The 24,918-nt window shown below is 61.1% G+C and carries 21 protein-coding genes and 2 pseudogenes; 12 read left to right on the top strand and 11 right to left on the bottom strand.

The window, feature by feature from the left end; translation table 11 throughout:
• Nucleotides 1–33: 33 nt before the first annotated feature.
• A complete protein-coding gene (locus ACM6IQ_RS02405; protein WP_414878003.1) occupies nucleotides 34–2,472 on the top strand; it encodes a TonB-dependent siderophore receptor in 2,439 nt (812 codons plus the stop codon).
• Between the two features lie 130 nt (nucleotides 2,473–2,602).
• On the opposite strand, the gene ACM6IQ_RS02400 is transcribed toward ACM6IQ_RS02405, so the two are convergent.
• Nucleotides 2,603–3,754, bottom strand: coding sequence for an MFS transporter (locus ACM6IQ_RS02400; protein WP_414878002.1), 1,152 nt, complete (start codon nucleotides 3,752–3,754; stop codon nucleotides 2,603–2,605).
• A gap of 165 nt (nucleotides 3,755–3,919) precedes the next feature.
• Between ACM6IQ_RS02400 and ACM6IQ_RS02395 the strand changes: the two genes are divergently transcribed.
• On the top strand, nucleotides 3,920–4,912 hold the full coding sequence (locus ACM6IQ_RS02395) for a diaminopimelate epimerase (RefSeq protein ID WP_017339729.1): 993 nt from the start codon (nucleotides 3,920–3,922) through the stop codon (nucleotides 4,910–4,912).
• A 129-nt stretch (nucleotides 4,913–5,041) separates the two neighbouring features.
• On the opposite strand, the gene codA is transcribed toward ACM6IQ_RS02395, so the two are convergent.
• The 3 genes from codA to ACM6IQ_RS02380 form a co-directional block, all read right to left on the bottom strand.
• Nucleotides 5,042–6,289 carry a cytosine deaminase gene (gene codA / locus ACM6IQ_RS02390; protein ID WP_017339728.1) on the bottom strand — a complete coding sequence of 416 codons (1,248 nt, stop codon included), beginning with the start codon at nucleotides 6,287–6,289 and terminating at the stop codon, nucleotides 5,042–5,044.
• Between the two features lie 13 nt (nucleotides 6,290–6,302).
• Nucleotides 6,303–7,574: a cytosine permease gene (gene codB, locus ACM6IQ_RS02385; protein ID WP_414878001.1), complete on the bottom strand. Its 1,272-nt coding sequence runs from the start codon at nucleotides 7,572–7,574 to the stop codon at nucleotides 6,303–6,305.
• 185 nt (nucleotides 7,575–7,759) lie between these two features.
• Nucleotides 7,760–8,581, bottom strand: coding sequence for an alpha/beta fold hydrolase (locus ACM6IQ_RS02380; protein ID WP_414878000.1), 822 nt, complete (start codon nucleotides 8,579–8,581; stop codon nucleotides 7,760–7,762).
• Nucleotides 8,582–8,733: 152 nt separating this feature from the next.
• Between ACM6IQ_RS02380 and ACM6IQ_RS02375 the strand changes: the two genes are divergently transcribed.
• Nucleotides 8,734–11,388 (top strand): RHS repeat-associated core domain-containing protein, encoded by a 2,655-nt coding sequence (locus ACM6IQ_RS02375; RefSeq protein ID WP_414877999.1) that lies wholly within the window; start codon nucleotides 8,734–8,736, stop codon nucleotides 11,386–11,388.
• A 70-nt stretch (nucleotides 11,389–11,458) separates the two neighbouring features.
• Here the strand turns inward: ACM6IQ_RS02375 and queD are convergent, their stop codons facing one another.
• Both queD and ACM6IQ_RS02365 read right to left on the bottom strand, forming a co-directional pair.
• Complete coding sequence (queD, locus tag ACM6IQ_RS02370) at nucleotides 11,459–11,815, bottom strand: 6-carboxytetrahydropterin synthase QueD (protein WP_017339724.1); 357 nt, start codon at nucleotides 11,813–11,815, stop codon at nucleotides 11,459–11,461.
• A gap of 74 nt (nucleotides 11,816–11,889) precedes the next feature.
• Nucleotides 11,890–12,969 carry a patatin-like phospholipase family protein gene (locus tag ACM6IQ_RS02365; protein ID WP_017339723.1) on the bottom strand — a complete coding sequence of 360 codons (1,080 nt, stop codon included), beginning with the start codon at nucleotides 12,967–12,969 and terminating at the stop codon, nucleotides 11,890–11,892.
• 262 nt (nucleotides 12,970–13,231) lie between these two features.
• On the opposite strand from ACM6IQ_RS02365, the gene ACM6IQ_RS02360 reads away from it, so the two are divergent.
• Genes ACM6IQ_RS02360 through ACM6IQ_RS02345 form a run of 4 tightly spaced genes read left to right on the top strand, consistent with a single transcriptional unit; the run spans nucleotide 13,232 to nucleotide 15,827 of the window.
• Nucleotides 13,232–13,540, top strand: a complete 309-nt coding sequence (locus ACM6IQ_RS02360) for a PepSY domain-containing protein (RefSeq protein WP_414877998.1) — start codon at nucleotides 13,232–13,234, stop codon at nucleotides 13,538–13,540.
• On the top strand, nucleotides 13,540–13,845 hold the full coding sequence (locus ACM6IQ_RS02355) for a PepSY domain-containing protein (protein WP_017339721.1): 306 nt from the start codon (nucleotides 13,540–13,542) through the stop codon (nucleotides 13,843–13,845). The genes ACM6IQ_RS02360 and ACM6IQ_RS02355 overlap by 1 nt, the downstream gene beginning before the upstream one ends.
• A gap of 3 nt (nucleotides 13,846–13,848) precedes the next feature.
• Nucleotides 13,849–14,517 (top strand): response regulator transcription factor, encoded by a 669-nt coding sequence (locus tag ACM6IQ_RS02350; protein ID WP_414877997.1) that lies wholly within the window; start codon nucleotides 13,849–13,851, stop codon nucleotides 14,515–14,517.
• Nucleotides 14,514–15,827 carry a sensor histidine kinase gene (locus ACM6IQ_RS02345; RefSeq protein WP_017339719.1) on the top strand — a complete coding sequence of 438 codons (1,314 nt, stop codon included), beginning with the start codon at nucleotides 14,514–14,516 and terminating at the stop codon, nucleotides 15,825–15,827. Before ACM6IQ_RS02350 ends, ACM6IQ_RS02345 begins: the two co-directional genes overlap by 4 nt.
• Before the next feature lie 159 nt (nucleotides 15,828–15,986).
• On the opposite strand, the pseudogene ACM6IQ_RS02340 reads toward ACM6IQ_RS02345, so the two are convergent.
• A pseudogene (locus ACM6IQ_RS02340) lies at nucleotides 15,987–16,583 on the bottom strand (methyl-accepting chemotaxis protein); the annotation flags it as partial.
• Nucleotides 16,584–16,844: 261 nt separating this feature from the next.
• Nucleotides 16,845–17,915, bottom strand: a pseudogene (locus ACM6IQ_RS02335) (HAMP domain-containing protein); the annotation flags it as partial.
• Between the two features lie 636 nt (nucleotides 17,916–18,551).
• On the opposite strand from ACM6IQ_RS02335, the gene ACM6IQ_RS02330 reads away from it, so the two are divergent.
• Nucleotides 18,552–19,868: a Na+/H+ antiporter family protein gene (locus tag ACM6IQ_RS02330; protein WP_162491081.1), complete on the top strand. Its 1,317-nt coding sequence runs from the start codon at nucleotides 18,552–18,554 to the stop codon at nucleotides 19,866–19,868.
• 164 nt (nucleotides 19,869–20,032) lie between these two features.
• A complete protein-coding gene (locus tag ACM6IQ_RS02325; protein WP_017339716.1) occupies nucleotides 20,033–21,715 on the top strand; it encodes a methyl-accepting chemotaxis protein in 1,683 nt (560 codons plus the stop codon).
• Nucleotides 21,716–21,852: 137 nt separating this feature from the next.
• Here ACM6IQ_RS02325 and ACM6IQ_RS02320 read toward each other — a convergent pair whose 3' ends face one another.
• Nucleotides 21,853–22,788, bottom strand: a complete 936-nt coding sequence (locus tag ACM6IQ_RS02320) for a LysR family transcriptional regulator (RefSeq protein WP_414877996.1) — start codon at nucleotides 22,786–22,788, stop codon at nucleotides 21,853–21,855.
• A gap of 240 nt (nucleotides 22,789–23,028) precedes the next feature.
• Between ACM6IQ_RS02320 and ACM6IQ_RS02315 the strand changes: the two genes are divergently transcribed.
• From ACM6IQ_RS02315 to ACM6IQ_RS02305, 3 genes are all read left to right on the top strand, one after another.
• Nucleotides 23,029–23,520, top strand: a complete 492-nt coding sequence (locus ACM6IQ_RS02315; RefSeq protein WP_017339714.1) for a DMT family transporter — start codon at nucleotides 23,029–23,031, stop codon at nucleotides 23,518–23,520.
• Nucleotides 23,520–23,975, top strand: a complete 456-nt coding sequence (locus ACM6IQ_RS02310) for a DMT family transporter (protein WP_017339713.1) — start codon at nucleotides 23,520–23,522, stop codon at nucleotides 23,973–23,975. The genes ACM6IQ_RS02315 and ACM6IQ_RS02310 overlap by 1 nt, the downstream gene beginning before the upstream one ends.
• Before the next feature lie 72 nt (nucleotides 23,976–24,047).
• Nucleotides 24,048–24,212, top strand: coding sequence for a metallothionein (locus ACM6IQ_RS02305; RefSeq protein WP_017339712.1), 165 nt, complete (start codon nucleotides 24,048–24,050; stop codon nucleotides 24,210–24,212).
• A gap of 27 nt (nucleotides 24,213–24,239) precedes the next feature.
• Here the strand turns inward: ACM6IQ_RS02305 and ACM6IQ_RS02300 are convergent, their stop codons facing one another.
• Complete coding sequence (locus ACM6IQ_RS02300) at nucleotides 24,240–24,518, bottom strand: hypothetical protein (protein WP_017339711.1); 279 nt, start codon at nucleotides 24,516–24,518, stop codon at nucleotides 24,240–24,242.
• Nucleotides 24,519–24,549: 31 nt separating this feature from the next.
• Complete coding sequence (locus ACM6IQ_RS02295) at nucleotides 24,550–24,777, bottom strand: DUF6555 family protein (protein ID WP_017339710.1); 228 nt, start codon at nucleotides 24,775–24,777, stop codon at nucleotides 24,550–24,552.
• Nucleotides 24,778–24,918 lie beyond the last annotated feature (141 nt).

Below are 24,918 nucleotides of genomic sequence, written 5' to 3'. Positions count from 1 at the left end.
CATACTCTTGCGATCCACAGGGCTAGGTTCGACGTGAAAAAAAACACCGCTAAAAACAACGCTGCTCGAAACAACAAACGTCCTTGGTTGCCGCTGGCCCTTGCGCTGGCGGTCAACGTTGCGCTGCCTCAGGCCTTTGCCGCCGATGCCATTCACATTCCGGCGCAACCCTTGGGTCAGGCGCTCAGTGAACTCGGCCAGCAAACCTCGTTGCAGGTTTTTTTCAGTCCTGAACTGGTCGCCGGTAAGCAAGCCCCGGCGGTGGATGGCAACCTCTCGCCGGAACAGGCCTTGCGCCAGTTGTTGCAAGGCAGCGGCCTCGAGTATCAGATCGACGAGGGGGCGGTGACCCTGACCCAGGCGTCGACTCCCGCCGCCAACGGCCCGCTGGAACTGGGCGTGACCGACATCAAAGTGGTCGGCGACTGGCTCGGCGACGCCGATGCCGCCGTGGTGCAAAACCACCCCGGCGCGCGTACGGTGATCCGTCGCGAAGCCATGGTCGAGCAGGGTGCGATGAACGTCGGTGACGTGCTCAAGCGTGTGCCCGGTGTGCAAGTGCAGGAAGCCAACGGCACCGGCGGCAGCGACATTTCCCTGAACGTCGGCGTACGGGGCCTGACGTCGCGCCTGTCGCCACGCTCCACGGTGCTGATCGACGGCGTGCCGGCAGCGTTTGCCCCTTACGGCCAGCCGCAGCTGTCCATGGCGCCGATCTCCTCGGGCAACCTTGAAAGCATCGACGTGGTTCGCGGCGCCGGTTCCGTGCGCTACGGGCCGCAAAACGTCGGCGGTGTGATCAACTTCGTGACCCGCGCCATCCCGGAAAAAGCTTCCGCCGAAATCGGCACTACCCTGGAAACCTCCCGACACGGTGGCTGGAAACACATCGATACGGCGTTTGTCGGCGGTACGGCGGACAACGGCATCGGCGTGGCGCTGTTGTACTCGGGCGTGAACGGCAACGGTTACCGTGAGCGCAACCAGGGCAACGACATCGACGACGTGATTCTCAAGACCCATTGGGCACCGACCGATGTCGACGATTTCAGCCTCAACCTGCATTACTACGACGCCAGCGCCGACATGCCCGGCGGCCTGACCCAGGCGCAATACGATGCCAATCCGTTTCAGTCCGACCGCAACAACGACAACTTCAGCGGACGTCGCAAGGACATTTCCTTCAAGTGGACGCGGCAGATCGATGACCGCACCCAGGCCGAAGTGTTGACCTACTACTCCGACAGCTTCCGTGGCAGCAACATCGCCGCCCGCGATCAGAAAACCCTTGGCTCGTTCCCGCGCACTTACTACACCCTCGGCATCGAACCGCGGGTGTCCCATGTGTTCGACGTCGGCCCGACCACCCAGGAAGTCAGCGTCGGTTATCGCTACCTCAAGGAAGCCATGCACGAAGAGGCCAGCCGTCTGGCGCTGGTCAACAACGAGCCGGTCGCGACCAAGGCCTCGGACGGCCATGTCTATCAGGACCGCACCGGCGGCACTGAAGCCAACTCGGTGTACATCGATAACAAAATCGACGTCGGCAACTGGACGATCACGCCCGGTATCCGTTTCGAACACATCAGCACCGACTGGCACGATCGCCCCGTGCTCGACACCGCCGGCAAGCGCGTGCAGGAAAAGAATCGCAGCATCGAAAGCAACGAGCCGCTGCCGGCCTTGAGCGTGATGTATCACCTCTCCGATGCCTGGAAGCTGTTCGCCAACTACGAAACCTCGTTTGGCAGCCTGCAGTATTTCCAGCTCGGCCAGGGCGGCACGGGTGACGAACCCGCCAATGGCCTGGAGCCGGAGAAGGCCAAGACCTACGAGGTCGGCACGCGTTACAACGATGACGTGTGGGGTGGCGAAGTGACGCTGTTCTACATCGACTTCGATAAAGAGTTGCAGTACATCAGCAACGACGCGGGCTGGACCAACCTCGGCGCAACCACGCACCAGGGCATCGAGGCTTCGGTTCACTACGACATGGCGGCACTGGACCCACGGCTCGACGGCCTGACCGCCAACGCCGGGATCACCTACACCCGCGCCGTTTATGAAGGCGAGATTCCCGGCTTCAAGGGCCGCGACCTGCCGTTCTATTCGCGCCAGGTTGCGACTGCCGGCCTGCGCTACGACATCGACCGCTGGACGTATAACCTCGATGCGTTTGCCCAGTCCAGACAGCGCTCGCCGGGCGTAGCGGTGAATGCCAATGGCAGCTTCACCAACAACTACATCACCGAAGGCACCGCCGACGGCCAGTACGGCGACATTCCGGGTTACGTCACCTGGAACGTGCGGGGCGGTTATGACTTTGGCGCGCAACTGTCGAACCTGAAGGTCGGTGCCGGGGTGAAAAACATTTTCGACAAGCAGTACTTCACCCGCTCCAGCGACAACAACTCGGGCATGTACGTCGGCGCGCCACGCACGTTCTTTGTGCAGGCAAGCGTCGGCTTTTAATGCACGAGCGATGATTAACCTGTGGCGAGGGAGCTTGCTCCCGCTGGACTGCGCAGCAGTCCCATTTTTCGGGGCCGCTTCGCACCCCGGCGGGAGCAAGCTCCCTCGCCACAATTAATCGCAGTGCTTTTCAGACTTTCAACACTTTCCCGCCGATAGCGATGGCCACCAGCAACAGCGCCATCAACCCGAAGGCAAAACTCAAGCTGCTGCCGTGGGCGATGAACCCGATCACCGCAGGCCCTGCCAGAATCCCCGCATAACCGAGCGTCGTAATGGCCGGCACGGCCACGCTTTCCGGCATCACCGTCTGTTTGCCCACGGCGGTGTACAGCACTGGCACGATGTTCGAACAGCCAGCCCCCAGCAGTGCATAACCCACCAGCGCCAGCTCCCAGCTCGGTGCGAATGTCGCGAGAAACAGGCCGCCAGCGGCCGTCAGCCCACCCAACACGATCACCCGTGTCGCACCAAGGCGGTGGACAATCGCGTCTCCGGTCAACCGGCCCACGGTCATGGTCAACGCAAATGCGGCGTAGCCCAAGCCTGCGTACGCCGTGTCGATCCCGCGTTCCTGCGTCAGGAATACTGCGCTCCAGTCGAGCGCCGCGCCTTCGGCGAGGAACACGATGAAGCACATTCCGCCGATGAACAGCACGATGCCGTGGGGAACGGCAAACGCCGGCCCCGAACGTTCACTGCCATACGGCAACATGTGCGGCGAGGCTTTGCACAGCGCGATCAGCAGCAGCACGACCACCACCAGCATCGCCCCCAGCGGCGAAACCCCGAAGCCGAGCAAGGCGCTGACGCCCGCCGCACCGACAATCCCGCCCAGGCTGAACAGCCCATGGAAACCCGACATCATGGTCTTGCCGCTGGCCCGTTCGACGATCACCGCTTGCAGGTTCACCGTCGAATCCACCGTGCCCAGGCCCGCGCCGAACATGAACAACGCGGCGATCAGCGCCGGAATCGACGACACCGTCGCCAGCAGCGGCAGCGCCGCACAGATCAACAGGGTGCCACCGACCGCCACCCGCCGGCAGCCGAAGCGCGTGGCCAGAATCCCAGCCATCGGCATCGCCAGAATCGAGCCCACCCCCAGGCACAACAACAGCAGGCCGAGGGTTCCTTCATCCAGCCCGGCCCGCGCCTTGGCGTAAGGCACCAGCGGCGCCCACGCGGCAATCCCGAACCCGGCGATGAAAAAAGCCACGCGCGTGGACATTTGTTCCAGGCGTCCGGGCACGAAGGTGGTCTGGGTGTTGAGGTTGGTCATATCGATCCTTGGCAAAAAACGTCGCGTCCCCAAGGGACAGTGACTCACCGGTGAGGTTCGATCAGCGTCCGGACGGTTACGCGTTCAGGCAGGGTGACATCCTTGCACAGCTTGTCTCGGTTTCGCGATATGTTGCACGCCTGCGATGGTTATACGGGAGGCGTCATGACGCCGTTCTACGATGCTCGAGGCAACATCTATGCGGTAGTGGCGCCTGACGCGGTGCGTCGCGAAGGGATCGACTTACCGGAACAGGCCGGTCTGGCGGCGCAAACCCGCGCGGCATGGGCGAAGTCGGCCATCGAGGCATTCTGCGCCTGGGCGCCGGGCACGCAACCGGCCGGCAGCAAGGACCATCGCTGCGATGGGCTACTGGTGGGGCCGTTTCAATCAGCGCCGCCGTTCGATCTGTTGATCGTCAACACCGACGGCACATTGGCTGAGCGCAGTGGCAACGGGTTGACGATTTTCTCTCAGGCGCTCAGCGACCAAGGGCTTTTTCCGGACCGCGAAGCCTGTGTGCTCAGGGTTCATCACGACAAGGCCGATACGCCTTCACCGGGTGAAACGTCGGTGAGCGCCGCTCAGGTCGAGGGCGTTCAGGGTTTCTGGCTGGACCTGGGCAAACCGGCGTTCGGGCCTGAGGCGGTCAGTGCGCACGGGGTTGAAGGGGTGACAATGAACGGTCGTGAACTCAGCCAGGTTCAACCGCTGTCGGCACTGGAGCCGGCGTGGTCCCGCAGCCAGTTCGTGCGAGTCGGCAATCCGCACTGCGTGACGCTTGTGGAGGACGCGCAGGCATTGCCGTCCAATGAGCAGATGCGCGAAGGGAGGTTGTCCGAAGGCTTGACGCAAATTGCCTACGCCATGCCGACGGGAGCAGGGCGGCCGTGCCCGGCGGGTATCAATTTGCAATGGGCGATGCGGGCGTCAGAAGGGCGAGTTGTCGCTCGAGTGTTTGAACGCGGGGAAGGCCCGACCGCGTCGTCCGGCACCAGTGCGAGCGCAGTAGCGTGTGCGGCGTGGCGGGTGGGCTGGGTGGCGGCGGGTGAGGTGAGCGTGGCGATGCCCGGTGGTACGGCGCCGATTTTGCTGGAGGAAATGGGCGGTGAATTGAGTCGGGTCAGCCTGTTCGGTACGGCGCGGTTGATGCGGTGATCTCAGGGGCGCCTTCGCGAGCAAGCCCACACACATTAGATCTCTGTCCGACACATAATTTATGTCCACTGAAAATCAAATGTGAGAGCGGGCTTGCTCGCGAAGGCGCCATTACTGTCGACGCAAAATTCAGGGTTGCTCGCCAAAAAACTCCACCACCGGCATCTGCCGCTTCATCAATACCTTCCCGCCACGAACCGAATACAGCGGCAATCCCTGACTGCGGATCACCTCGTAATCGCTGTCCGCCGATAAAATCAGCAAATTCGCCGGCCGTCCGCGCTCCAGTCCATAACGCTCACCCAACGCCATGGCCTTGGCGCTGTTGTCGGTCACCAGGTCCAGCGCGCTTTGCAGGTTGCGATACCCCAGCATGTGACAGATGTGCAGACCTGCTTCGAGCACCCGAAGGATGTTGCCGTTGCCCAGCGGATACCAGGGATCGACGATCGAGTCCTGGCCGAAACACACGTTCATCCCCGCTTCGAGCAACTCGTTCACCCGGGTCACGCCGCGGCGTTTCGGAAAGTTGTCGAAGCGTCCTTGCAGGTGAATGCTTTCGGTCGGGCAGGAAACAAAACTGATCCCCGAATGCCCGAGCAGGCGAAACAGTTTGGCGCAGTAAGCGTTGTCGTAAGAACCCATGGCCGTGGTGTGGCTGGCCGTGACCCGCGAACCCATGTCGCGGCTGCGGGCTTCCTCTGCCAGCACTTCGAGGAAGCGCGAATGCGGGTCGTCGGTTTCATCGCAATGCACATCCACCAGGCAACCTGTGCGCTCAGCCAGGTCCATGAGGAATTTCACCGAGCTCACGCCCTGGTCGCGGGTGTATTCGAAATGCGGAATCCCGCCGACCACGTCCGCGCCCATACGGATCGCTTCTTCCATCAGTTCGCGACCGTTGCGGTACGACTCGATGCCTTCCTGCGGGAACGCGACGATTTGCATGTCGACCAAGTGCCGACTTTCCTCGCGCACTTCGAGCATCGCCTTCAGCGCGGTGAGCTGCGGGTCGGTCACGTCGACGTGGGTGCGCACATGCTGGATGCCGTGGGCGGCGAGGGTCTGGATGGTTTTCTTGGCCCGGGTCTTGGTGTCCTCTTCGGTGATCGTGACCTTGCGCTCGCCCCAGCATTCGATGCCTTCGAACAGCGTGCCGCTCATGTTCCAGCGCGGTTCGCCGGCAGTCAGCGTGGCGTCGAGGTGGATGTGCGGTTCGACGAAGGGCGGCACCACCAGGTTGCCGCCGGCGTCCAGGTCATCGGGGCCCAGGGTCGGCGCTTCGGTCTGACGGGCAATGTTGCTGATCAGGCCGTTTTCCAGGTGCAATTCATGCAGGCCTTCTTGGTTGCGCAGGCGGGCGTTGATGATGTGCATCAGGTGAATCCTTTTAGAGATCTTGTAGTGGTGCGTTGGCGGCACGGGCACCGAGTACGCCAGTCAATATCACATACGTTAGCGCCGCAGCGGCAATCCCTACCAGCGGCGCGACCCATGGCGAACCGAACGCGGCAACCGTGCCGACCGCATAAGCGCTCAGACCCGGCCAGTTGAATGCCGGTAGCCGAGCATCGGCCAGTCGAGGATATTGACCACGGTAGCGAAAGAAAAAGTCCGCCATGATCACGCCACCGATCGGCGGAATCACGGTGCCCAGCAGAATCAGGTACGGCACCAACAGATCGTACATGCCCAGCAATGCCAGCAGTGTGCCGATCACCGCGCCGGACAGGGTCACGGTCTTGCGACGGCGGGTGCGCAGCAGGTTGCAGCCGGCGACGGCGAAGTTGTAGATGGTGTTGTCCTGGGTGCTCCAGATGTTGAGCAGCAACATTGCCATCGCAGCCATGGCGAAGCCTTGCAACAGCAACACTTCGACGACATCGGGTTGCTGATAAACGATGGCCCCGTAGGCGCCGATCAGCACCATCAGTCCGTTGCCGATGAAGAAACCGATCAGGCTCGCCAGCACCGCGACCCGCGCCGAGCGGGAAAAACGCGTCCAGTTGGTGGCTTGCGTGGCGCCGCTGACGAAGGTGCCAAACACCAGGGTGATCGCGGTGGACCAGTCCAGCGTGCCGGTCGGGACGACGGCCAGCAAACCATCGAGTCCGCCGACTTTCACCGTCGCGACCCACATCGACAGCATCAGCAGCAACATCATGGCCGGCACTGCGATGTATGAAAGGATTTCCAGTCCGCGATAACCGACATAGGCCGTGGCGCAAAACGCCAGACCGAACAGCACCATCAGACCCAGCACGGTGCCTTCGCTCAACTCGAAATACTTGCCCAGCACCACGGCCGCCGTGGCGGTGCCCCAGGCGTACCAGCCGATCTGGGTGAAACCGAGGATCAGGTCGCTGAGTTTGCTGCCCACTTCCCCGAAGCAGAAACGCCCCATCAGCACTGAGTTGAGCCCGCTCTTGAAGGCGATGTAGCCCAGCGCTGCGGCGTAGATCCCCAGCAGCAGATTGCCGACGATGATCACCGCCATCATTTCGCCGAAACTGAACGCCACACCGAGCTTGCCGCCGGCAAACATGGTGGCCGTGAAGAAGGTGAAACCCAGCAGCACCATGGCCGTGGAGGCCAGGCCTTTGCGGGCGTGCATCGGCACTTCGCTGAGGGGGTAGTCGTTACCGGGATCATTTTGCGTCATGGGGCGTTCCTTGCTGAGTGGGTGACGCGGAGGGGTTGCAGTGGTCGTGCCAAGCGGGTGGATGCCGTTATGTATAGACGAGCGGAGAGGATTGGGGCGGGGGAAGGGCACGAAACCGGTGCAGCTGAATGAACACAGGAACCATGTAGGAGCGAGCTTGCTCCCACAGGGGGATATTCGTTTTTTCAGAAAGAGGGCAAGAACCGCAACAACGCCGCGACGATGGCTTCAGGCGCGTCCTCCTGAACCAGATGCCCGGCATTGGGGATCGGGTGAAACTGCGCCCCCGGAATCATCTGCTGCAACGCCTGCCCCCGCTCGATGGGAATCCACTGGTCATCTTCACCCCAGAGAATCTGCACCGGGCAGCGAATCGTCGGGTACAGTCCCTCAACTTCGCGGGTATAGCGCTCATCCATTTGCGCGATCTGCCGGTAAAACCCCGCTTGTCCCGGATCGCCCAGCCACGGCTGGACGTAATGGGCGAGTTCCTCGTCGGGGATTTCCCGCTTGATCGCCCCACGAATGTAGGCCGGCACGATCGCCCGCTGAATGTAATCAGGCAGTCCGCTGAACGCCGCCTCATGCTGGCGCACATGCTGCACAAACGGCGAACCCCAGGGCGACAGCGCCACCGGGTCGATCAGCGTCAGGCTGCGGTAATTCTTGCCGTTCAGCAGATGCGCGCGCAGCACCGTGGCGCCGCCGAAATCGTGGGCCACCACATCCGGGCAGTCCAGGCCCCAGTGCTCCAGCAGTTGCGCCAATAGCTCGTTCTGTACACCAAGGGACACATCACCCTCGACCTTCTCGGACAGGCCATAACCCAACAGGTCGAAGTAATGCACCCGGTGTGACGTGATGAAGTGCGGCGCAATCCGGTGCCACACATACGAAGAGAAGGGTGTGCCATGCACAAACACCAGCGGCGGGCCGTCCCCCCGAACGGCGTAGCGAACGGAGTGCCCGTTGAAGCGGTAGGTCTGAGCGAGCGGCCAGTCAGTCATGGGTGCGTCCTCTTGGCGGGTACCAGCCAAAAAGCATAGGCATAAAAAAACAGCCAGTCCCGGCAGTTTTTTTGATCTGTCGGATCAGCGGGATGAATACCTGTGATTTGTGACAGTAGACGGCTTTTGGGCGCAGATGCTATCCAGAGTCCATGGACAATTTCAGCCTGCATCACGGAACACCGAAGCTGGCGGTCATCGACCCGCGCAGCCTCGCTGTGCGCGGCGTGACGTACTGGCGTGGGGAGAGCGGGCAAACGCCGCAGGCGCGGGTGACGCGGCAGGGGTTCGATGCGGCGGGGCGTGGAGTTGAGCAGTGGGATGCGCGGTTGTCCGCACCGGCATTGAGGCATTGTTTCAGCCTGACCGGCAGGGTGGTGGCGACTGACAGTGTCGATGCCGGTTGGCGGGTGGCTTTGTTTGGGCAGGCCGCTCAGGTGTTGAGCGGGTGGGACGGTCGGGGTACTCGGCAAGAGACTGAGTACGACACGTTGCTGCGTCCTCTTGTCGTGATGGAGCAGGCACGGGTTGTGGAGCGCTTCGAGTACGGAACCTGTGGTCCCGAAGCGAATCCGGGAAACCAATGCGGCCGGTTGATCCGCCATGATGACCCGGCCGGTACACGGCATATGCCGGAGTACGATTTGCTGGGGCTGGCGCTGAATGAAATCAGCCACTTTCTGGCCGCTCTCGATCCACCGGACTGGCCGCAGGAGAGCTCCGTACGCGATGGGTTGCTTGAACCCGCCCCCGGCTTCGAAAGCCGCTGGACCTACAATCCGCTCGGCGATCTGCTGAACCTCACCGACGCCAAAGCCCATCGTCGCCACTTCACCTACACCGTGGCCGGCCAGGTCAAGGACGGCTGGTTGCAACCGGCGAACACCGCCTCGCCCGGACAATGCCTGGTGCACGACATCCGTTATAACCCTGGTGGCAAAGTCGAGCGGGAAACCGCTGGCAATGGCGTGGTCACCGAGGCGCAGTACGCGCTCGATGATGGCCGTCTGCTGCGCTTGTGCGCCGGGTTGCCGAACGCCGCTCCAGTGCAAGACCTTCGCTACACCGTCGACCCGGGTGGCAACATTGTCCAGATAGACGATCACGCACTGCCAATCCGTTACTACAAAAACCAGCGTATCGACGCTCAATGCACCTACGGCTACGACACCCTGGGACAGCTAACCCACGCTACGGGTTGGGAAGCCGAAAAGTCATCCTTTTATCCCTTCGCGCCGTACCACCCCTCGACCAACCCTGATGCCGTGGTCAACTACCGCGAAGAATACGACTACGACGCGACGGGCAACATGATCGAACTGCGGCATCTCGGTGCTCAACCGTTTACCCGCCTATGGGCCGTGGCCACGAACAGCAACCGCAGCCTGCTTGAGGGCGATCAGCCACCGGATTTCGTCAGTCATTTCGACGCCAACGGCAACCTGCAGTTTTTGCAGCGTGGCCAAACCCTGGCCTGGGACCTGCGCAACCAGTTGTCCCGCGTATCGCCAGTGGTGCGCGAAGGCGAAGACGATGACACTGAAATTTATGTGTACGGCGGCGGGGGCAAACGCCTGCGCAAGGTCCGCACCGCACTGGCCGCCGCTCGCACCGTGATTGCCGAAGTGCGTTACCTGCCGGGGCTTGAAATCCATCATCGCCCCGGCGGCAAGCAGCATGAAGTGCTCGATCTGGCGGCCGGACGCAATCGGGTGAACTGGTTGCACGGCGCCGATGTGCCGGAGCATTCGTTGCGCTACCACCTGACCGACCACCTCGGTTCCGGCACGCTGGAACTCGATGAACAGGCCAAGGTGCAGAGCCGCGAAGAGTTCTACCCGTTTGGTGGTACAGCTTGGGAGGATCACAGCGATCAGAGCGGCGCATACAAAACCATTCGTTATTCAGGCAAGGAACGCGATGCGACCGGGTTGTATTACTACGGTTATCGGTACTTTGCGCCGTGGTTATGCCGCTGGATCAACCCGGATCCGGCGGGGGCGGTGGATGGGTTGAATGTGTATTGTTTTGTGGGGAATTCGCCAGTGGGGCATGTGGATGTGGATGGGCTGATAGGAAGTCCCGCAGGGTCATTGTTCGACGAGGACTCCCAAGCTTCGTTATCGTCAACGGTTGAGGCAATGGCCAGATCGAGCACCTTGACTCGCATCGACATCAACGAAGGAGATTTCGACTCTCAGGCTTCGGCGTGGAGTTTAAGTGATGTACTCGCGATTCCAAGACCTGAGCAGGAAGCCCTTATGCTTGAAAAGTGGAGTACGTTAACGCAGCCCTCCAGTTCTCCTGTTGCCGGTCCGTCGTCGACAAATTCGCTAGTGGAAGACAAGCGATACCCATGTCCTATATGTGAAAAAACATTCTCGCAGCGGAGCAATCGTTCCAAGCATATGCGAACACACACTGGAGATAAGCCATTTAAGTGTGAATGGGTTAATTGCGTTAAAGCATTTTCACAACGACAGGATCTCGATGCTCATATGCGATCGCATACAGGAGAAAAAAAATACGGCTGCCTTAGAGAAAATTGTAATGCCGCGTATGGGACCTCGGGTCACCTTGCAAGGCACATGCGAATGGTTCATTCCACCAAAGTTCAAAGGTTTCCGTGTCCCATGCTCGATTGCGAAATGGTCTTTGAGTCGGGATCCGAGCGTGATCAACATGTCACTACCCACCCAAAAATAAAGAGCAGTTGCCCATATCTTGAATGTGCTAGCCGGATTAACACGAAGGCGTCGTTACGGAGTCATTTAAGAAGAAAGCATGGAGGTAAGCTGCCGGAGTGACGAGCTCTGTGATTCTGTCGAACAAAAGGGATAAAAAACCACCGATGATGGTGGTTTTGTATTGGCCTAATTATTCCCCGCGATAAATACACCCACTCGTACAAGTCTCATGAATCCGAATCGCACTTAGCTCCGGCAACAACGGCTTCAACTCACCCCAGATCCACTTCGCCAGCACTTCACTGGTCGGATTCTCCAACCCCGGAATGTCATTCAAATAGTTGTGATCCAACCGCTCATACAGCGGCTTGAAGATCGCCTTGATCTCCGAGAAGTCACGAATCCAGCCGGTATGCGGATCAAGGTCGCCACTCAGATGAATCGCCACTTTGAACGAGTGACCGTGCAGGCGGCCGCACTTGTGGCCTTCCGGGACGTGGGGCAGGCGGTGGGCGGATTCGAAGGTAAATTCTTTGAAGATTTCCACAGTGGTTTCAGCTCTGTCAGGTGGCGATCGCCGCGGCGATGTGGGCAGGCGGCGAGTTTAACAGTTTGTCCTGACTAAAGGGTCAGCAAGCGTTCGCCAAGTCGACCGTTGGCGGCCAGTTCGAGAAACTCATCGCCCAGCCTGCGACTCTCATCCATCGTCGCACGCCAGTATTTCTGCCGGCTCGGCGCATCGCCCATGAAGCGCTTGAAGTCGTTACGGTCCGGCAGTTTGCCGTAGGGCAGGCGCGCCAGGTATTCCTTCGACGGTGCCAGCAACAGGACATCCTGCAAGCGCGTGGTGCAGGCGCGGCGCCACGGCAGGGTTTTGTCGAACCAGCCGGGGATCACCCGGTCGGTGAAGTGCGGGTACAGCACGATGTCGTTGCCGCTGTAGGGCAAGTCGAGGTGATAGTCCAGCAGACCGCCATCGCGGAAGGTTCCGGCGCCAGCGCCGGGCAGGTCACGCACGCCTTCCATCACCATCGGGATCGAACCCGAGGCGAGCAGGGCCTGACGCAGGTTGCCGACATTCAGCGCGACGAAGCGTGACGGGAAGTCATTCAGCGCATCGACCGGTGGCGCCAGGCGCGGGTCGTGGAGGATCAGCCGCTCGAAATGCCGCGATAGCCGTGCGCGACTGCGCAGGTTGTCGGCGATTACCGACGACAGGCCCAGCCCGAGGCGACCGCGATGATCATCCGCGAGCAGGCCGTGGCTTTTGACCACCATGATGTTCAGTCGGTAATGGGCGTTGTCCAGAATCGAGGCGTCATGGCCGTCGAGCAGGTCATCGAGCATGCGCTGCGAGCTCTGGCTGATCTGCGCCATGGTCACGCCCTTGGCGAAATTCTGCTCGGTGTAGAGATGACCGAGACGGCGGATGCCTTCGGCGGCATCGGGCAGGCAGGCGCTGGCGAAGCGCCAGGAGCCGACCGATGCGCCGATCAGCGACCGTTCGCGTGGCGCGGCGGGCAGCCATTCGCCGAACAGCGCCAGGTCCAGGCCTTGAATTCCCAACGCCTTGGGCCCGCCAGCAGCGCCCGGCAATGTGCCGACATCGGCGGCGTTCAAACCGTGTTCACGGATGCGCGCGAAGGCGCGGGGACCGGCCTTGAGGGTCAGGGAAGGGAACTTGATGTGGATGGCGGTCATACCGGTCTCGATGTCTGGCAAGCGGGGGATTATAAGCGTGTCGCAATCAATCAATGTAGGCGCTGCCGAAGGCTGCGATCTGTTGATCTTGCTTGTTGGCGCCTATGAAGCCGCCAAAAATCAAAAGATCGCAGCCTTCGGCAGGAGGGGGGCGTCAGTGATATCGTGCTGCAATCATCGATGATGGCAATTCAGTTTCAATTAAGTTCGAATCGCTAAGGTGACTGCCGTACGCAACACATAAAAAATACGGAGACACCCCATGAAAACGCTGACTGCCCTGATCACCGCCTCCCTCATTGCCATCACCGCCAGCCTCGCCCATGCCCGTGATTTGGGCCCCGACGAAGCTCTGCGGCTGCGCGACGCTGGTACCATTGTGTCTTTCGAGAAGCTCAACGCCACGGCACTGGCCAAACACCCTGGCTCGACAATTACCGAAACCGAGCTGGAAGAAGAGTACGGCAAGTACATCTATCAGGTGGAGCTGCGCGACCCACAAGGCATTGAATGGGACCTGGAATTGGACGCTGTCAGCGGGCAGGTTCTCAAGGATCATCAGGATACGTAATGAAGGTGTGTTCATTTTCACGCATGGCGCTGGTGCTCCTGGCGTTTTGCTCGGTGGTCATGGCCCGCGACCTGGATCAGGACGAAGCCCTGCGCCTGCGTCAGCAGGGCGTGATCATGCCGCTCGAACAGTTGTTGAAGCAGGCAATGGACCGCTATCCCGGGTCGAAACTGCTGGAAGCCGAGCTCGAAGAGAAACACGACGTCTACATTTATGAAGTCGAGTTGCTGACCACCGAAGGCGTGGTCCGTGAGCTGGACGTCGACGCCATCACAGGCCAGTTACTGAAAGACAAGGAAGATTGACCGATGCGATTGCTGCTGGTGGAAGACCATGTGCCCCTGGCCGACGAACTGATCGCCGGCCTCAACCGTCAGGGTTACGCCGTGGACTGGCTGGCCGACGGCCGTGACGCGGTGTATCAGGGCAGCAGCGAACCCTATGACCTGATTATCCTCGACCTGGGTTTGCCGGGTTTGCCGGGGCTCGACGTGCTGGCGCAGTGGCGCAAGGGCGGGCTCGCCACGCCGGTGCTGATCCTGACGGCGCGCGGCTCCTGGGCCGAACGGATCGAAGGCCTCAAGGCCGGTGCCGATGATTACTTGACCAAACCTTTCCATCCTGAAGAACTGCACCTGCGCATCCAGGCGCTGTTGCGCCGCTCCCATGGCAAGGTCAATCAACCGACGCTGCAATCGGCGGGCTTGCACCTGGACGAGGGGCGCCAATGCGTGACCCGCGATGGCGCCGACATCCAGCTCACCGCCGCGGAATTCCGCCTGCTGCGTTATTTCATGTTGCACCCCGAGCAGATCCTCTCCAAAAGCCACCTCGCCGAACACCTCTACGACGGCGAAACCGAGCGCGACTCCAACGTGCTGGAAGTCCACGTCAATCACCTGCGGCGCAAGCTTGGGCGCAGCGTGATCGAAACCCGTCGCGGCCAGGGTTATCTGTTTGGCGGTCAAGCGCAGTGAGGTCGATCCAGCGCCGCTTGAGCCTGGGACTGATCAGCGTGATGGTGGTCGTCGGCCTGGTGCTGGCGCAAACCAGTCTGTGGCTGTTCGAAGTGGGTTTGCAGCGTTACCTCGAGGCGGGGCTGCGCAACGACAGCGAAGACTTGCTGGTGGCGCTGGTGCGCGGACCACAGGGCTTGCAACTGGATGAGCGGCACCTGTCACCGGCCTATCAGCGCCCGTTTTCCGGGCATTACTTTCGCATCGATTTTGCCGACAGCCATTGGCGCTCGCGTTCGTTGTGGGATCAGGAATTGCCGCGTCTCGACCATCCCGGCCTGCACAGCAACCTGCAACTGGGGCCGGAAGGCCAGCAATTGCTGGTTTTGCGTTCGGACTATCGCCGTTTGGGCCAGTCAATTTCCATCAGTGTCGCCCAGGACTACACCCCGGTGCGCGACAGCTTCAAGCGCATGCAGCAAGTGGGGCTGGGCCTGGGGTTGGCGGGGCTGTTGCTGATTCTGCTGTTGCAGCGGATCACCGTGCGCCGCGCCTTGCGCCCACTGGAAAGGGCTCGCGAGCAAATTGCCCAGTTGCAGCAGGGGCAGCGTTCGCAACTGGATGATCAGGTGCCGGTGGAGCTTGAACCGCTGGTGGCGCAGATCAACCATTTGCTCGCCCACACCGAAGACAGCCTCAAGCGTTCGCGCAATGCGCTGGGCAATCTCGGGCATGCCTTGAAAACCCCGCTGGCGGTGTTGTTGAGCCTGGCGTCCAGCGAAAAACTCGACGCCCATCCCGAGCTGCGCAAGATCCTCAAGGCACAACTGGAACAGGTTCAGCAGCGACTCAACCGCGAACTCAATCGTGCCCGGCTGTCCGGCGATGCGCTGCCGGGAGCGCTGTTTGATTGCGATGCGGAACTGCCGGGATTGCTCGCCACGTTGAACCTGATCCACGGCGAACACCTCGACCTGAGCTATCGCGCACCGGCCGGTTTGCAGTTGCCATGGGATCGCGAAGACCTGCTGGAACTGCTGGGCAACCTGCTCGACAACGCCTGCAAATGGGCGGATGCCGAGGTGCGGTTGAGCGTGGTCGAGACGGCTGAAGGATTTCAGTTGAGTGTGGAAGATGATGGGCCGGGGATTCCCGAGGACCAGCGCGATCAGGTGTTCAGCCGGGGGACGCGGCTGGATGAACAAACGGATGGGCATGGGTTGGGGCTGGGAATTGTGCGCGACATCGTCGATACGTGGGGCGGGGGGCTGAGGCTGGAGGAGAGCGAGTGGGGTGGGTTGAGCGTTGTCATCGAACTCCCCAAGCGCTGACAGCGATCCGAAGCCAACCGATAACCCTGTGGGCGCAGGCTTGTGTGGCGAGGGGATTTATCCCCGTTGGGTGGCGCAGCCGCCCCAAACACTTGGGCCTGCTTCGCAGTCCAACGGGGATAACTCCCCTGGCCACAAGTCGCTCCCATTGGATTGGCGTTAAACCCGGAACTGATCCATCAGACTCTGCTGCTGATTCGCCAGGCTATTCAACGACTGGCTCACCCGCGCCGACTCATTCGCCTGCCCCGACAACGACTCGGTCACGTCCCGAATCGTCGCCACGTTGTTGTTGATCTCTTCCGCCACCGCGCTTTGCTCCTCCGCCGCGCTGGCGATCTGCAGGTTCATGTCGCTGATCACCGTGACTGCGTCGCCAATCTGCCGCAACGCCGTGACCGCCTGGCTGACCTGCTCGACACTGCCCTGGGCCTGACGATGGCTGTTGTTCATCGACCCCACCACATCCTGGGTGCCGCTTTGCAATTGCTCGATCACCAGACGGGTTTCTTCGACAGACTCCTGGGTGCGTCGCGCCAGGTTGCGCACTTCGTCGGCCACCACGGCAAAACCACGACCGGCTTCACCGGCACGGGCGGCTTCGATGGCGGCGTTGAGGGCCAGCAGGTTGGTCTGCTCGGCGATGGCACGAATCACTTCCAGCACTGAACCGATCTTCTCGCTGTTCGCCGCCAGGCCTTCGACCTGCACCATGGCCGCGCTCATGTCGGCGGCGAGGTTGTCGATGCTGCTGGTGGTCTGGTCGATCACCGTCAATCCGCGGCGAGTCGCCTGGTCCGCGTCCTTTGCAGCCTGTGCCGCTTGCGCAGCGCTGCGGGCGACGTCCTGGGCGGTGGCGCTCATTTCGTGGGAGGCGGTGGCCACCTGATCGACCTGGCGGTATTGCTGCTCCATGCCGGCACTGGTTTGCGTGGCGATGGCGGAAGACTGATCCGCCGTGCTGCGCGCGTCCTGCACCGAGCGTTTCACTTCGGCGATGATCGGTTGCAGCTTGTCGAGGAAACGGTTGAACCAGCCAGCCAGTTGGCCCAATTCATCCTTTTTGTCGTAAGCCAGACGCCGGGTCAGGTCGCCTTCACCGCTGGCGATGTCTTCGAGCATGTGCGCGACGCCAAGGATCGGCCTGGTCACGCTGCGCGCCATCAACCACACCAGCAACAGGCCGATCAACGCCGCCAGCACACCGAGGCCGAGTTCGACCAGCGTGCCGGCGGTATTGCTGTCGTCGAGTTGTTTCTTCAGCGCCTCGGCCGGGCCGATCAGGACTTTTTCCGGCACGTCGAGCAACACGCCCCACGACTTGCCACCGGGGATCGGCTGGAACGGCGAGAGCACTTTCAACTGCTGGTCGCTGTGCAGGCTGGTGGTTTTGCTGCTGTTGGCGAGCAGGCGGATCAGCTCGGCGCCGTTGGTTTTATCCACGGCATCCAGGCGCTGGCTGAGTTTGCTGGCGTCCGGGCTGTAGCCGGCGAGCAAACCGGCCGGGCTGATGATGCTGACGTGGGTCTGGCCGTCATAGAGCTTTTTGCTCGCGCCCTGACTGACCGCTTGCAGGCTGTTGAGGTTGATGTCCACCGACAGCGAAGCGATGACTTTACCGTTGAGCATCAGCGGGAACACGATGCTGGTCATCAGCACGTTCTGGCCGTCGATCACGTAGAAGTAGGGTTCGATCACGCAAGGTTTGAGCGAGGTGCGTGGGCAGGTGAACCAGGCGTTGGCGGGCTCGCCGCTGGGGCCGGTGCGGGTGTCGGCCATGTCCGTTTCGGGCAGCGCCATCGACGTCACCTTGCCGGGTGTCGATTGCGACCAGTACAGCGCGAAACGACCCTTGTCGTTACTGCCCAGTTCCGACTGGCCGGCGAACAGTTCGTCCTTGCCGTCCAGCGCATTGGGCTCGAACACGAGGGACAGGCCGAGCAATTCTGGATTGGCTTGCAGCGCGGACTTGACCTGGCGGGTCAGGTCTTCGCGCAGGTCGAAGGCATCGAGAAAGCGCTTTTCGGCCTGATCACGCAGGAACAACACCTGACGTGAAAAGCCGTGGCCATATTGATAGGCGTCCATGAACTGCTGGCGAATCCCCAGCGCCTGGTTTTCGCCCTGGGACTCGATCCGGGCCTGGGCAGCTTCGGTGAGCATCTCCATGCTCGAGGCTTTCACCAGCTCGGAGCTGTGCTCCATGCGGTACAGCGAAAGACCTACCAGCAAGGTCACGATACCCGCCAGGCAAAGCCCGGCCAGCAGGGTGATTTTCCATTGAATGGAAAGTTGTCTGAGCGACATGGAGACGTCCTTATTCGATAAATATCTGAGACTTTGCACTGTAACGGCCGCGAATCCGCTTTCTTTATTCGGTGTGCGGAGCTTTTGTGGCAAGAGGTTTATCTCTGGAGAAGGGATATATATCTGTGGTGAGGAGTGGGACGTGTGGCGAGGGGATTTATCCCCGTTGGGTCGCGAAGCGGCCCCTGCAATTATCCAGACGAATCGATTGTGGCTGCTGCGCAGCCAAACGGGGATAAATCCCCTCGCCACAGGGGTATCACTGGCCGTTACATGTTCGTTGGCACCACTCGCTTTGACACCGGCCCCACTCTGCGGCACAGTGCGCGCCGTCTAATAAAACCCATTCCTTGTCCCGCTGGCGTCTCTTCGCAGACTGCCGGCCGGGTCCATTTCGCTTGCCTTGAGGTAACGATGATTAATGCTGTAATTGCCGCGGTCGGCGTCATGCTGGTGCTCAGCCTGTCCCGCGTGCACGTTGTGATCGCGCTGATTATCGGCGCGCTGGTGGGCGGCCTGACCGGTGGCCTGGGCATCGACGCCACCCTGAAAGCGTTCAACAGCGGCCTCGGCGGCGGGGCCACGGTGGCCTTGTCCTATGCCTTGCTCGGCGCCTTCGCGGTGGCGATTGCCAAGTCCGGCCTCGCCCATGCGCTGGCGGACAAGGCCCTGGCCATGGTCGATCGCCAGCACGCCAACGGTGGTGGCTCGGTCAAGTGGCTGTTGATCGGTTTGCTCTGGGTGGTGGCCATCGCTTCACAGAATATTCTGCCGATACATATCGCGTTTATTCCGTTGCTGGTGCCGCCGCTGTTGTATGTGCTGACCAAGCTTCAACTGGATCGCCGCTTGATCGCCTGTGTCATGACCTTCGGCCTGATCACGCCGTACATGTTCCTGCCGGTGGGTTTCGGCAACATCTTCCTCAATGAAATCCTCCTGGCCAACGTGGCCCGCAGCGGCGTGGACATCAGCGGCATCAACGTTACCCATGCCATGGGCATTCCGGCGCTGGGCATGGTCGTGGGGCTGGCGGCAGCGTTCATCAGCTACCGCAAGAAACGCGTCTACAACCTGGAAAAGATCGAGCAGGTCGAACAGGTTGCGGTCCAGTACAACCCGTTGAGCCTGATGGTCGCGGGTGTGGCCATCGCGGCGGCGTTCATCATTCAGCTACTGCTGGATTCGATGATTATCGGTGCGCTGGCGGGTTTCCTGATCTTCTCGGTGTCGGGCATCGTCAAGTGGCGCGACACCGACGACCTGTTCACCGAAGGCATGAAGATGATGGCGATGATCGGCTTCATCATGATCGCCGCCTCGGGGTTTGCCGAAGTGATGAAAGCCACCGGCCAGGTGCAGACGCTGGTTGAAACGTCGGCGTCGTGGATCGGCCACAGCAAGGGCATCGGCGCGCTGTTGATGTTGCTGGTCGGCTTGCTGGTGACCATGGGCATCGGCTCATCGTTTTCCACCGTGCCGATTCTGGCGGCGATTTTCGTGCCGCTGTGTGTGCAACTGGGTTTCAGCCCGATCGCCATCGTGTGCATCGTTGGCACCGCCGGCGCGTTGGGCGATGCCGGTTCGCCGGCTTCGGACTCGACACTGGGCCCGACCTCCGGCCTGAACATCGACGGCCAGCATCACCACATCTGGGACACCGTGGTGCCGACCTTCCTGCATTACAACCTGCCGCTGCTGGCGTTCGGTTGGGTGGCGGCGATGGTGCTCTGATTCAGGATCAAAAGATCGCAGCCTTCGGCAGCCCTACAAAGGAATGGCACACACCCTGTAGGAGCTGCCGAAGGCTGCGATCTTTTTTGAGCATTCAACTTTTGATCCGGCGTGCCGTTAAAGCCTTTAACCACGCCAACAAAAATCAAAAAGAGTGAACCGTCATGCGCATGAGCCTGAAGGCTAAAGTACTGTCCCTTGCCGTACTCCCGGTGTTGCTCTTTGCGCTGGTCATCAGTTTGACCACGTTGTTCGTGCTGCAGGAGCAGGCCCGCAAGGAAGTCGAGGAGACGCGCCAACGCCTGCTCAGCGATGCCAAGGCCACCCTGCAAAGTTACGTGGCCGTGGCGATGACTACGATCAAACCGCTCTACGACGCCGCAGCCCCGGGTGACGACGCGGCGCGGGCCCAGGTGATCAAATTGCTGTCGAGCGTCAGCTACGGCAAGGAAGGTTACTTCTTCGGCTACGACTCCAACACCGTGCGCCTGTTCAAGGCCAACAGCCCCGAAGGCGTGGGCCAAAGCTTCAAGGACAACCGTGATCCGAACGGCGTCTACGTCAACCGCGACCTGGTGAAAGTCGCCAAGGACGGTACGCATTACCTGCAATACAGCTCGCCATTGCCCGGCAATACCAAGGTGCTGGTGCCGAAACTCGGCTACACCGAATACCTGCCGAAGTGGGACATGGCCGTCGGCACCTCGGTCAACCTCGACGGCATCGAAGCGCAGGTGGCGGTGGTCGAGGCCAAGGTTCAGGAGCGCATGGAAGGCGTGTTGCTGAGCATCATCGGCATCGCCGTAGTGGTGCTGTTGGTGATCGCCGCCGCCGGCATGCTGCTGGCCAACACCATCCTGCGTCCGCTGAACCTGATGAAAGCCAACCTCGATGACATCGCGGCAGGCGAGGGCGACCTGACCCGGCGCCTGACCATCACCAGCCAGGACGAACTCGGCCAGCTCGCCGGTTCGTTCAACCGTTTTGTCGACAAGATCCACGGCCTGGTGCGCCAGATCACTGAAATGACCTCGCAACTGACCGGGCTGGTGAATCAGGTGTCCGATCAGGCTCAGCGCTCGGATCAGGCGATGGAGCGTCAGCGTCACGAGACCGATCAGGTCGCCACGGCGATCAACGAAATGTCGGCCGCCGCGCAGGAAGTTGCCAAAAGTGCTCAGAACGCCGCCGTCGCCGCGCAACAGACCGACGAAGAAGGCCAGACCGCCAAGCGTGTGGTGGCGGGCAGCATCGTCAAGATTCATGCACTGGTCGACGATATTCGCAGCAGCGGCGTGTCCCTCGACAGCCTGCAAAAGGACGTGTCGTCGATTGTCAGTGTGCTTGGGGTGATCCGTTCGATTGCCGAACAGACCAACCTGTTGGCGCTCAACGCTGCGATCGAAGCGGCCCGTGCCGGTGAGGCCGGTCGCGGTTTTGCGGTGGTGGCCGACGAAGTCCGCGCGCTGGCCAGCCGCACGCAAATCAGCACCCAGGAAATCCAGGGCATGATCGATCGCCTGCAGGCGGGTACTCAATCGGCGGTGGAAGCGATGCGCCGTTCCAGCGAGGCTGGCGACGGTACGTCCGCACAGGCGAACGAAGCGGGCGCGTCCCTCGACACCATGGCCCAACTGATCGGCACCATCAACTCGATGAACGCACAGATCGCCAGCGCCGCCGAAGAGCAGACCGCCGTGGCCGAAGAGATCAACCGCAGCGTGCATCAGATCGCGGTGGCTGTGGACAACGTGGCTGACGAAACCCAGCTCGGCGCCCAGACCTCCCGCAGCCTCGCGGATCTGGGTCAGCGCCTGGGCAGTCTGGTCGGACAGTTCCGTATCTGATTTGATGATGCTCTTGTGGCGAGCGAGCGAGCGAGCTTGCTCGCGCCGGGCTGCGCAGAGGCCCTGAAAATTTGTGAGCGCTGCGCACTCAAGCGGGAGCAAGCTCCCTCGCCACACTCGCGTGTTCGACTCAGGTTCTAGGGCCTGTCCCAATACGGCACCGGCCCAAAGCATTCGACAAAGAAATCAATCACCGTGCGCACCTTCACGGATAACCGTCGGCTGCCGGGCCAGAGCACGGCGATCTGCTGCGGCTCAAGGCTGTTGGACACCTGATAGTCCCCCAGCACCGGCACCAGCGTGCCGTTGCGCACGGCCTCACCAATCAGCCATGACGGAAACATCACCAGCCCCAGGCCCTGTTCGGCAGCCTGGGTGAGTGTGTCGGCGTGGTTGCCGGTGAGCGGTCCCTTCACCGAATAGGGCGTCCAGTCCTGCCGACCCTGGCGGAAAAACCAGCGCTGCTGGCCGGTTACACCTTTGTAGGCCAGGCATTGATGCGCCGCCAGGTCCTGGGGATGTTGCGGGATGCCATGGCGCTCAAGGTAGGCCGGGCTTGCCGCGACCTGAAAGCGGTGGGGCGCCAGAATGCGCGCCTGCATGCTCGAATCGTGCAGCGGGCCGATGCGGAACAACAGGTCGGCGCCTTCCTGCAACGGGTCGATGTAGCTGTCGGTCTGTTGGATGTCCAGTTGCAGTTTCGGATAGCGCTCGCACAACTGCCCGAGCCACGGTGTCAGGTGCCGTTGCCCGAACACCACGGGGGCATTGATCCGCACCAACCCGCTGGGCTCGCTTTGCTGTTCCTGCAGGGCTTGTTCGGCTTCTTCCAGTTGCACCAGCACCAGCCGCGCATGGTGGCCGAGCATTCGTCCTGCTTCGGTGGGCGAGACGGCGCGGGTGTGACGGTAGAGCAATTGCTGGCTCAGGGCTTGTTCCATCAACTGGATCTGTCGGGAAATCGAGGAGGGCGCCAGGCCTTCTCGGCGGGCTACCTCGGAAAAGCTGCCGTGATCGAGCACCGCGACAAATAGCCGAAGCGCCTTGAATCCCAATTCGTTGAGGCCGTGCATGGCGGTTCCTGCTGTGCGAGTTTCGCAAAAGTGTTGTCAGTATGATCCCGTTTATCGCAAAGCAGCACCCGCCGATAATGCGCGCCTGTTCCACTGACTACTCAAAACCCATGTGGAAGCGAGCCTGCTCGCGATAGCGGCCAGACATCCAACATCACGGTGACTGACAAATCGCTATCGCGAGCTGGCTCGCTCCCACAAGGGAAGGTGTTTTTTCTGATAAATGGCAGGTGTTCATTCATGCAATCTTCTTCAATCGACGTGGGCGTTGCCACAACGCCAACCACCAAACCAGGGTTACGGCTCTTGTTGTTGCCCCTGGTCATCCTCGCCGGCATGGGCCTTTCCGTAGAGGCCGGTCTGCTTGGCCCCCTCGGCGTCCAGGTCGGGCACTTGTGGGCGACGCTGAGCATCTTCGGCGTTGGCTCGGCGATTCTGTTCCTGCTGCTGTTGTTCAGCGGCCCGCAACGTGGCCCGGCCTTGAACGCATTGCCGCGCTGGCAGTTGATCGGCGGTTTCCTCGGGCCGATGTACGTGGTGGTGCTGACCCTGGCCACGCCGCACATCGGCATTGCGATGACGATGATCGCGATTCTGTCCGGGCAGGTCGGCAAAAGCGTGCTGATCGACCACTTCGGCTGGTTCGGCACCACCCGCAAAAAGGTCAACGGTGAACGCTGGCTGGCCTTGCTGCTGATTGTCGCGGCACTTGTTCTGATTGCTCGGGGTTGATGATGAATCTGATTATTTTGTTGGCGGTGGTCGTGGCCGCCGGTGCGGTGTTGAGTGTGCAGGCGGCGATCAACGGACGTCTGGGCGAAACGGTCGGTGTGTTGCGCAGCAGTTTGCTGACGTTCGTGGTGGGCGCGGTGAGCACCGGTTTGCTGATCCTGTTTTTCGAACCGGCCCATGCCGTGAGCCTGCTGGACGTGCCGAAATGGCAACTCAGCGGCGCGTTGTTCGGCGTGGTGTACATGATGGTCATGGTGGGGGCGGTGCCGCGGGTTGGCACGGCGGTCGCGACGGTCGCGGTGATCGTCGGGCAACTGGGCATGGGGATGCTGATCGACAACTTCGGCTGGCTGGGCAACCCGGCGATCGAGCTGTCCGGGAGCCGGGTATTGGCGATGGTGTTGCTCGGGTTGGCCTTGGTGTTCATGTATCGCAGCAGTACGCGGCAGGCCTGACGCCAGCTCCTACACTGGTGAGACGGATCGTATTCGCGAGTCCGGACGACCACCACCCATGGAGTCAGACTTATGATCGACAGTGAAAGTAAATGCGACTGCCCGAAATGCGCGTGCAAACTGGGCCAGCATCCGATTGCTCGCCACGGCAAACACTACTGTTGCGAAGCCTGCGCCAAGCACCACGAACACGGTGAAGAATGCACAAGCAAGGGCTGCAAGTGCGCCCATGGCTGAGATCAGCCGCGCGCAAAAAAGTGGAGCCTATTCGGGCTCCACTTCCAGTTTCAGACTTTGATCTTCCAGCCGTTCGGTATGGCGGACGATGCCATTGAGTCGCCGTCCCTCCACCCGTACCAATAGGGTTTTCGCCTGCTCCAGATCGGGCGGCAAGGGTGGCTGGACGCGTAGTGCGAAGCGGGTCGGATCATGCTCGACCTGTTCGAGGCCGACCTGACACTCGGCGCTTTTGGTGACTCGGCCGAACAGCGTATCGAGGCCGTAGTCGATGTGTGCCGTGCTGGTAAGTTGTGTCGCTGTCATGCGCCCGATCCCTCCAGATCCTGCCCTTCGGTTAGTTCGCTGGCCGCCACGTGACGTTTTCCACACCGAACTTCTCTGCCATCGGTTTAGTGGTCTTTTGCACTTTTTCCCGACCAAACCGCGGGATGCGACCCACGCCGGCGTCACAGCTCGCCCAATGCCAGGCCTCCGCATTATCCATCTTGTCCAGACGGATAATGAAAGACTTGGGGGCGCCATGAAGGGTGTATTCAATGACGAAAAGTTTTGCGTTGTTCATAAAGCCCGTATTCCTCCCTGTGGTATTAGAGGGATCGTCGCGGCTGCGGAAAATTCAGTCGGATTGTCAGACGGCGGCCGCCAGTGGCGACAAGGCGTGCGGCTGGTTACCATGCATTTCCTGAAACCCCCAATGATTGCT

Source organism: Pseudomonas sp. IT-P100 (assembly GCF_949767185.1).
Lineage (GTDB): Bacteria > Pseudomonadota > Gammaproteobacteria > Pseudomonadales > Pseudomonadaceae > Aquipseudomonas > Aquipseudomonas fluorescens_B.
The sequence above is the reverse complement of the archived record's forward strand: the minus strand, read 5'-3'. Positions and strand labels throughout refer to the sequence as shown.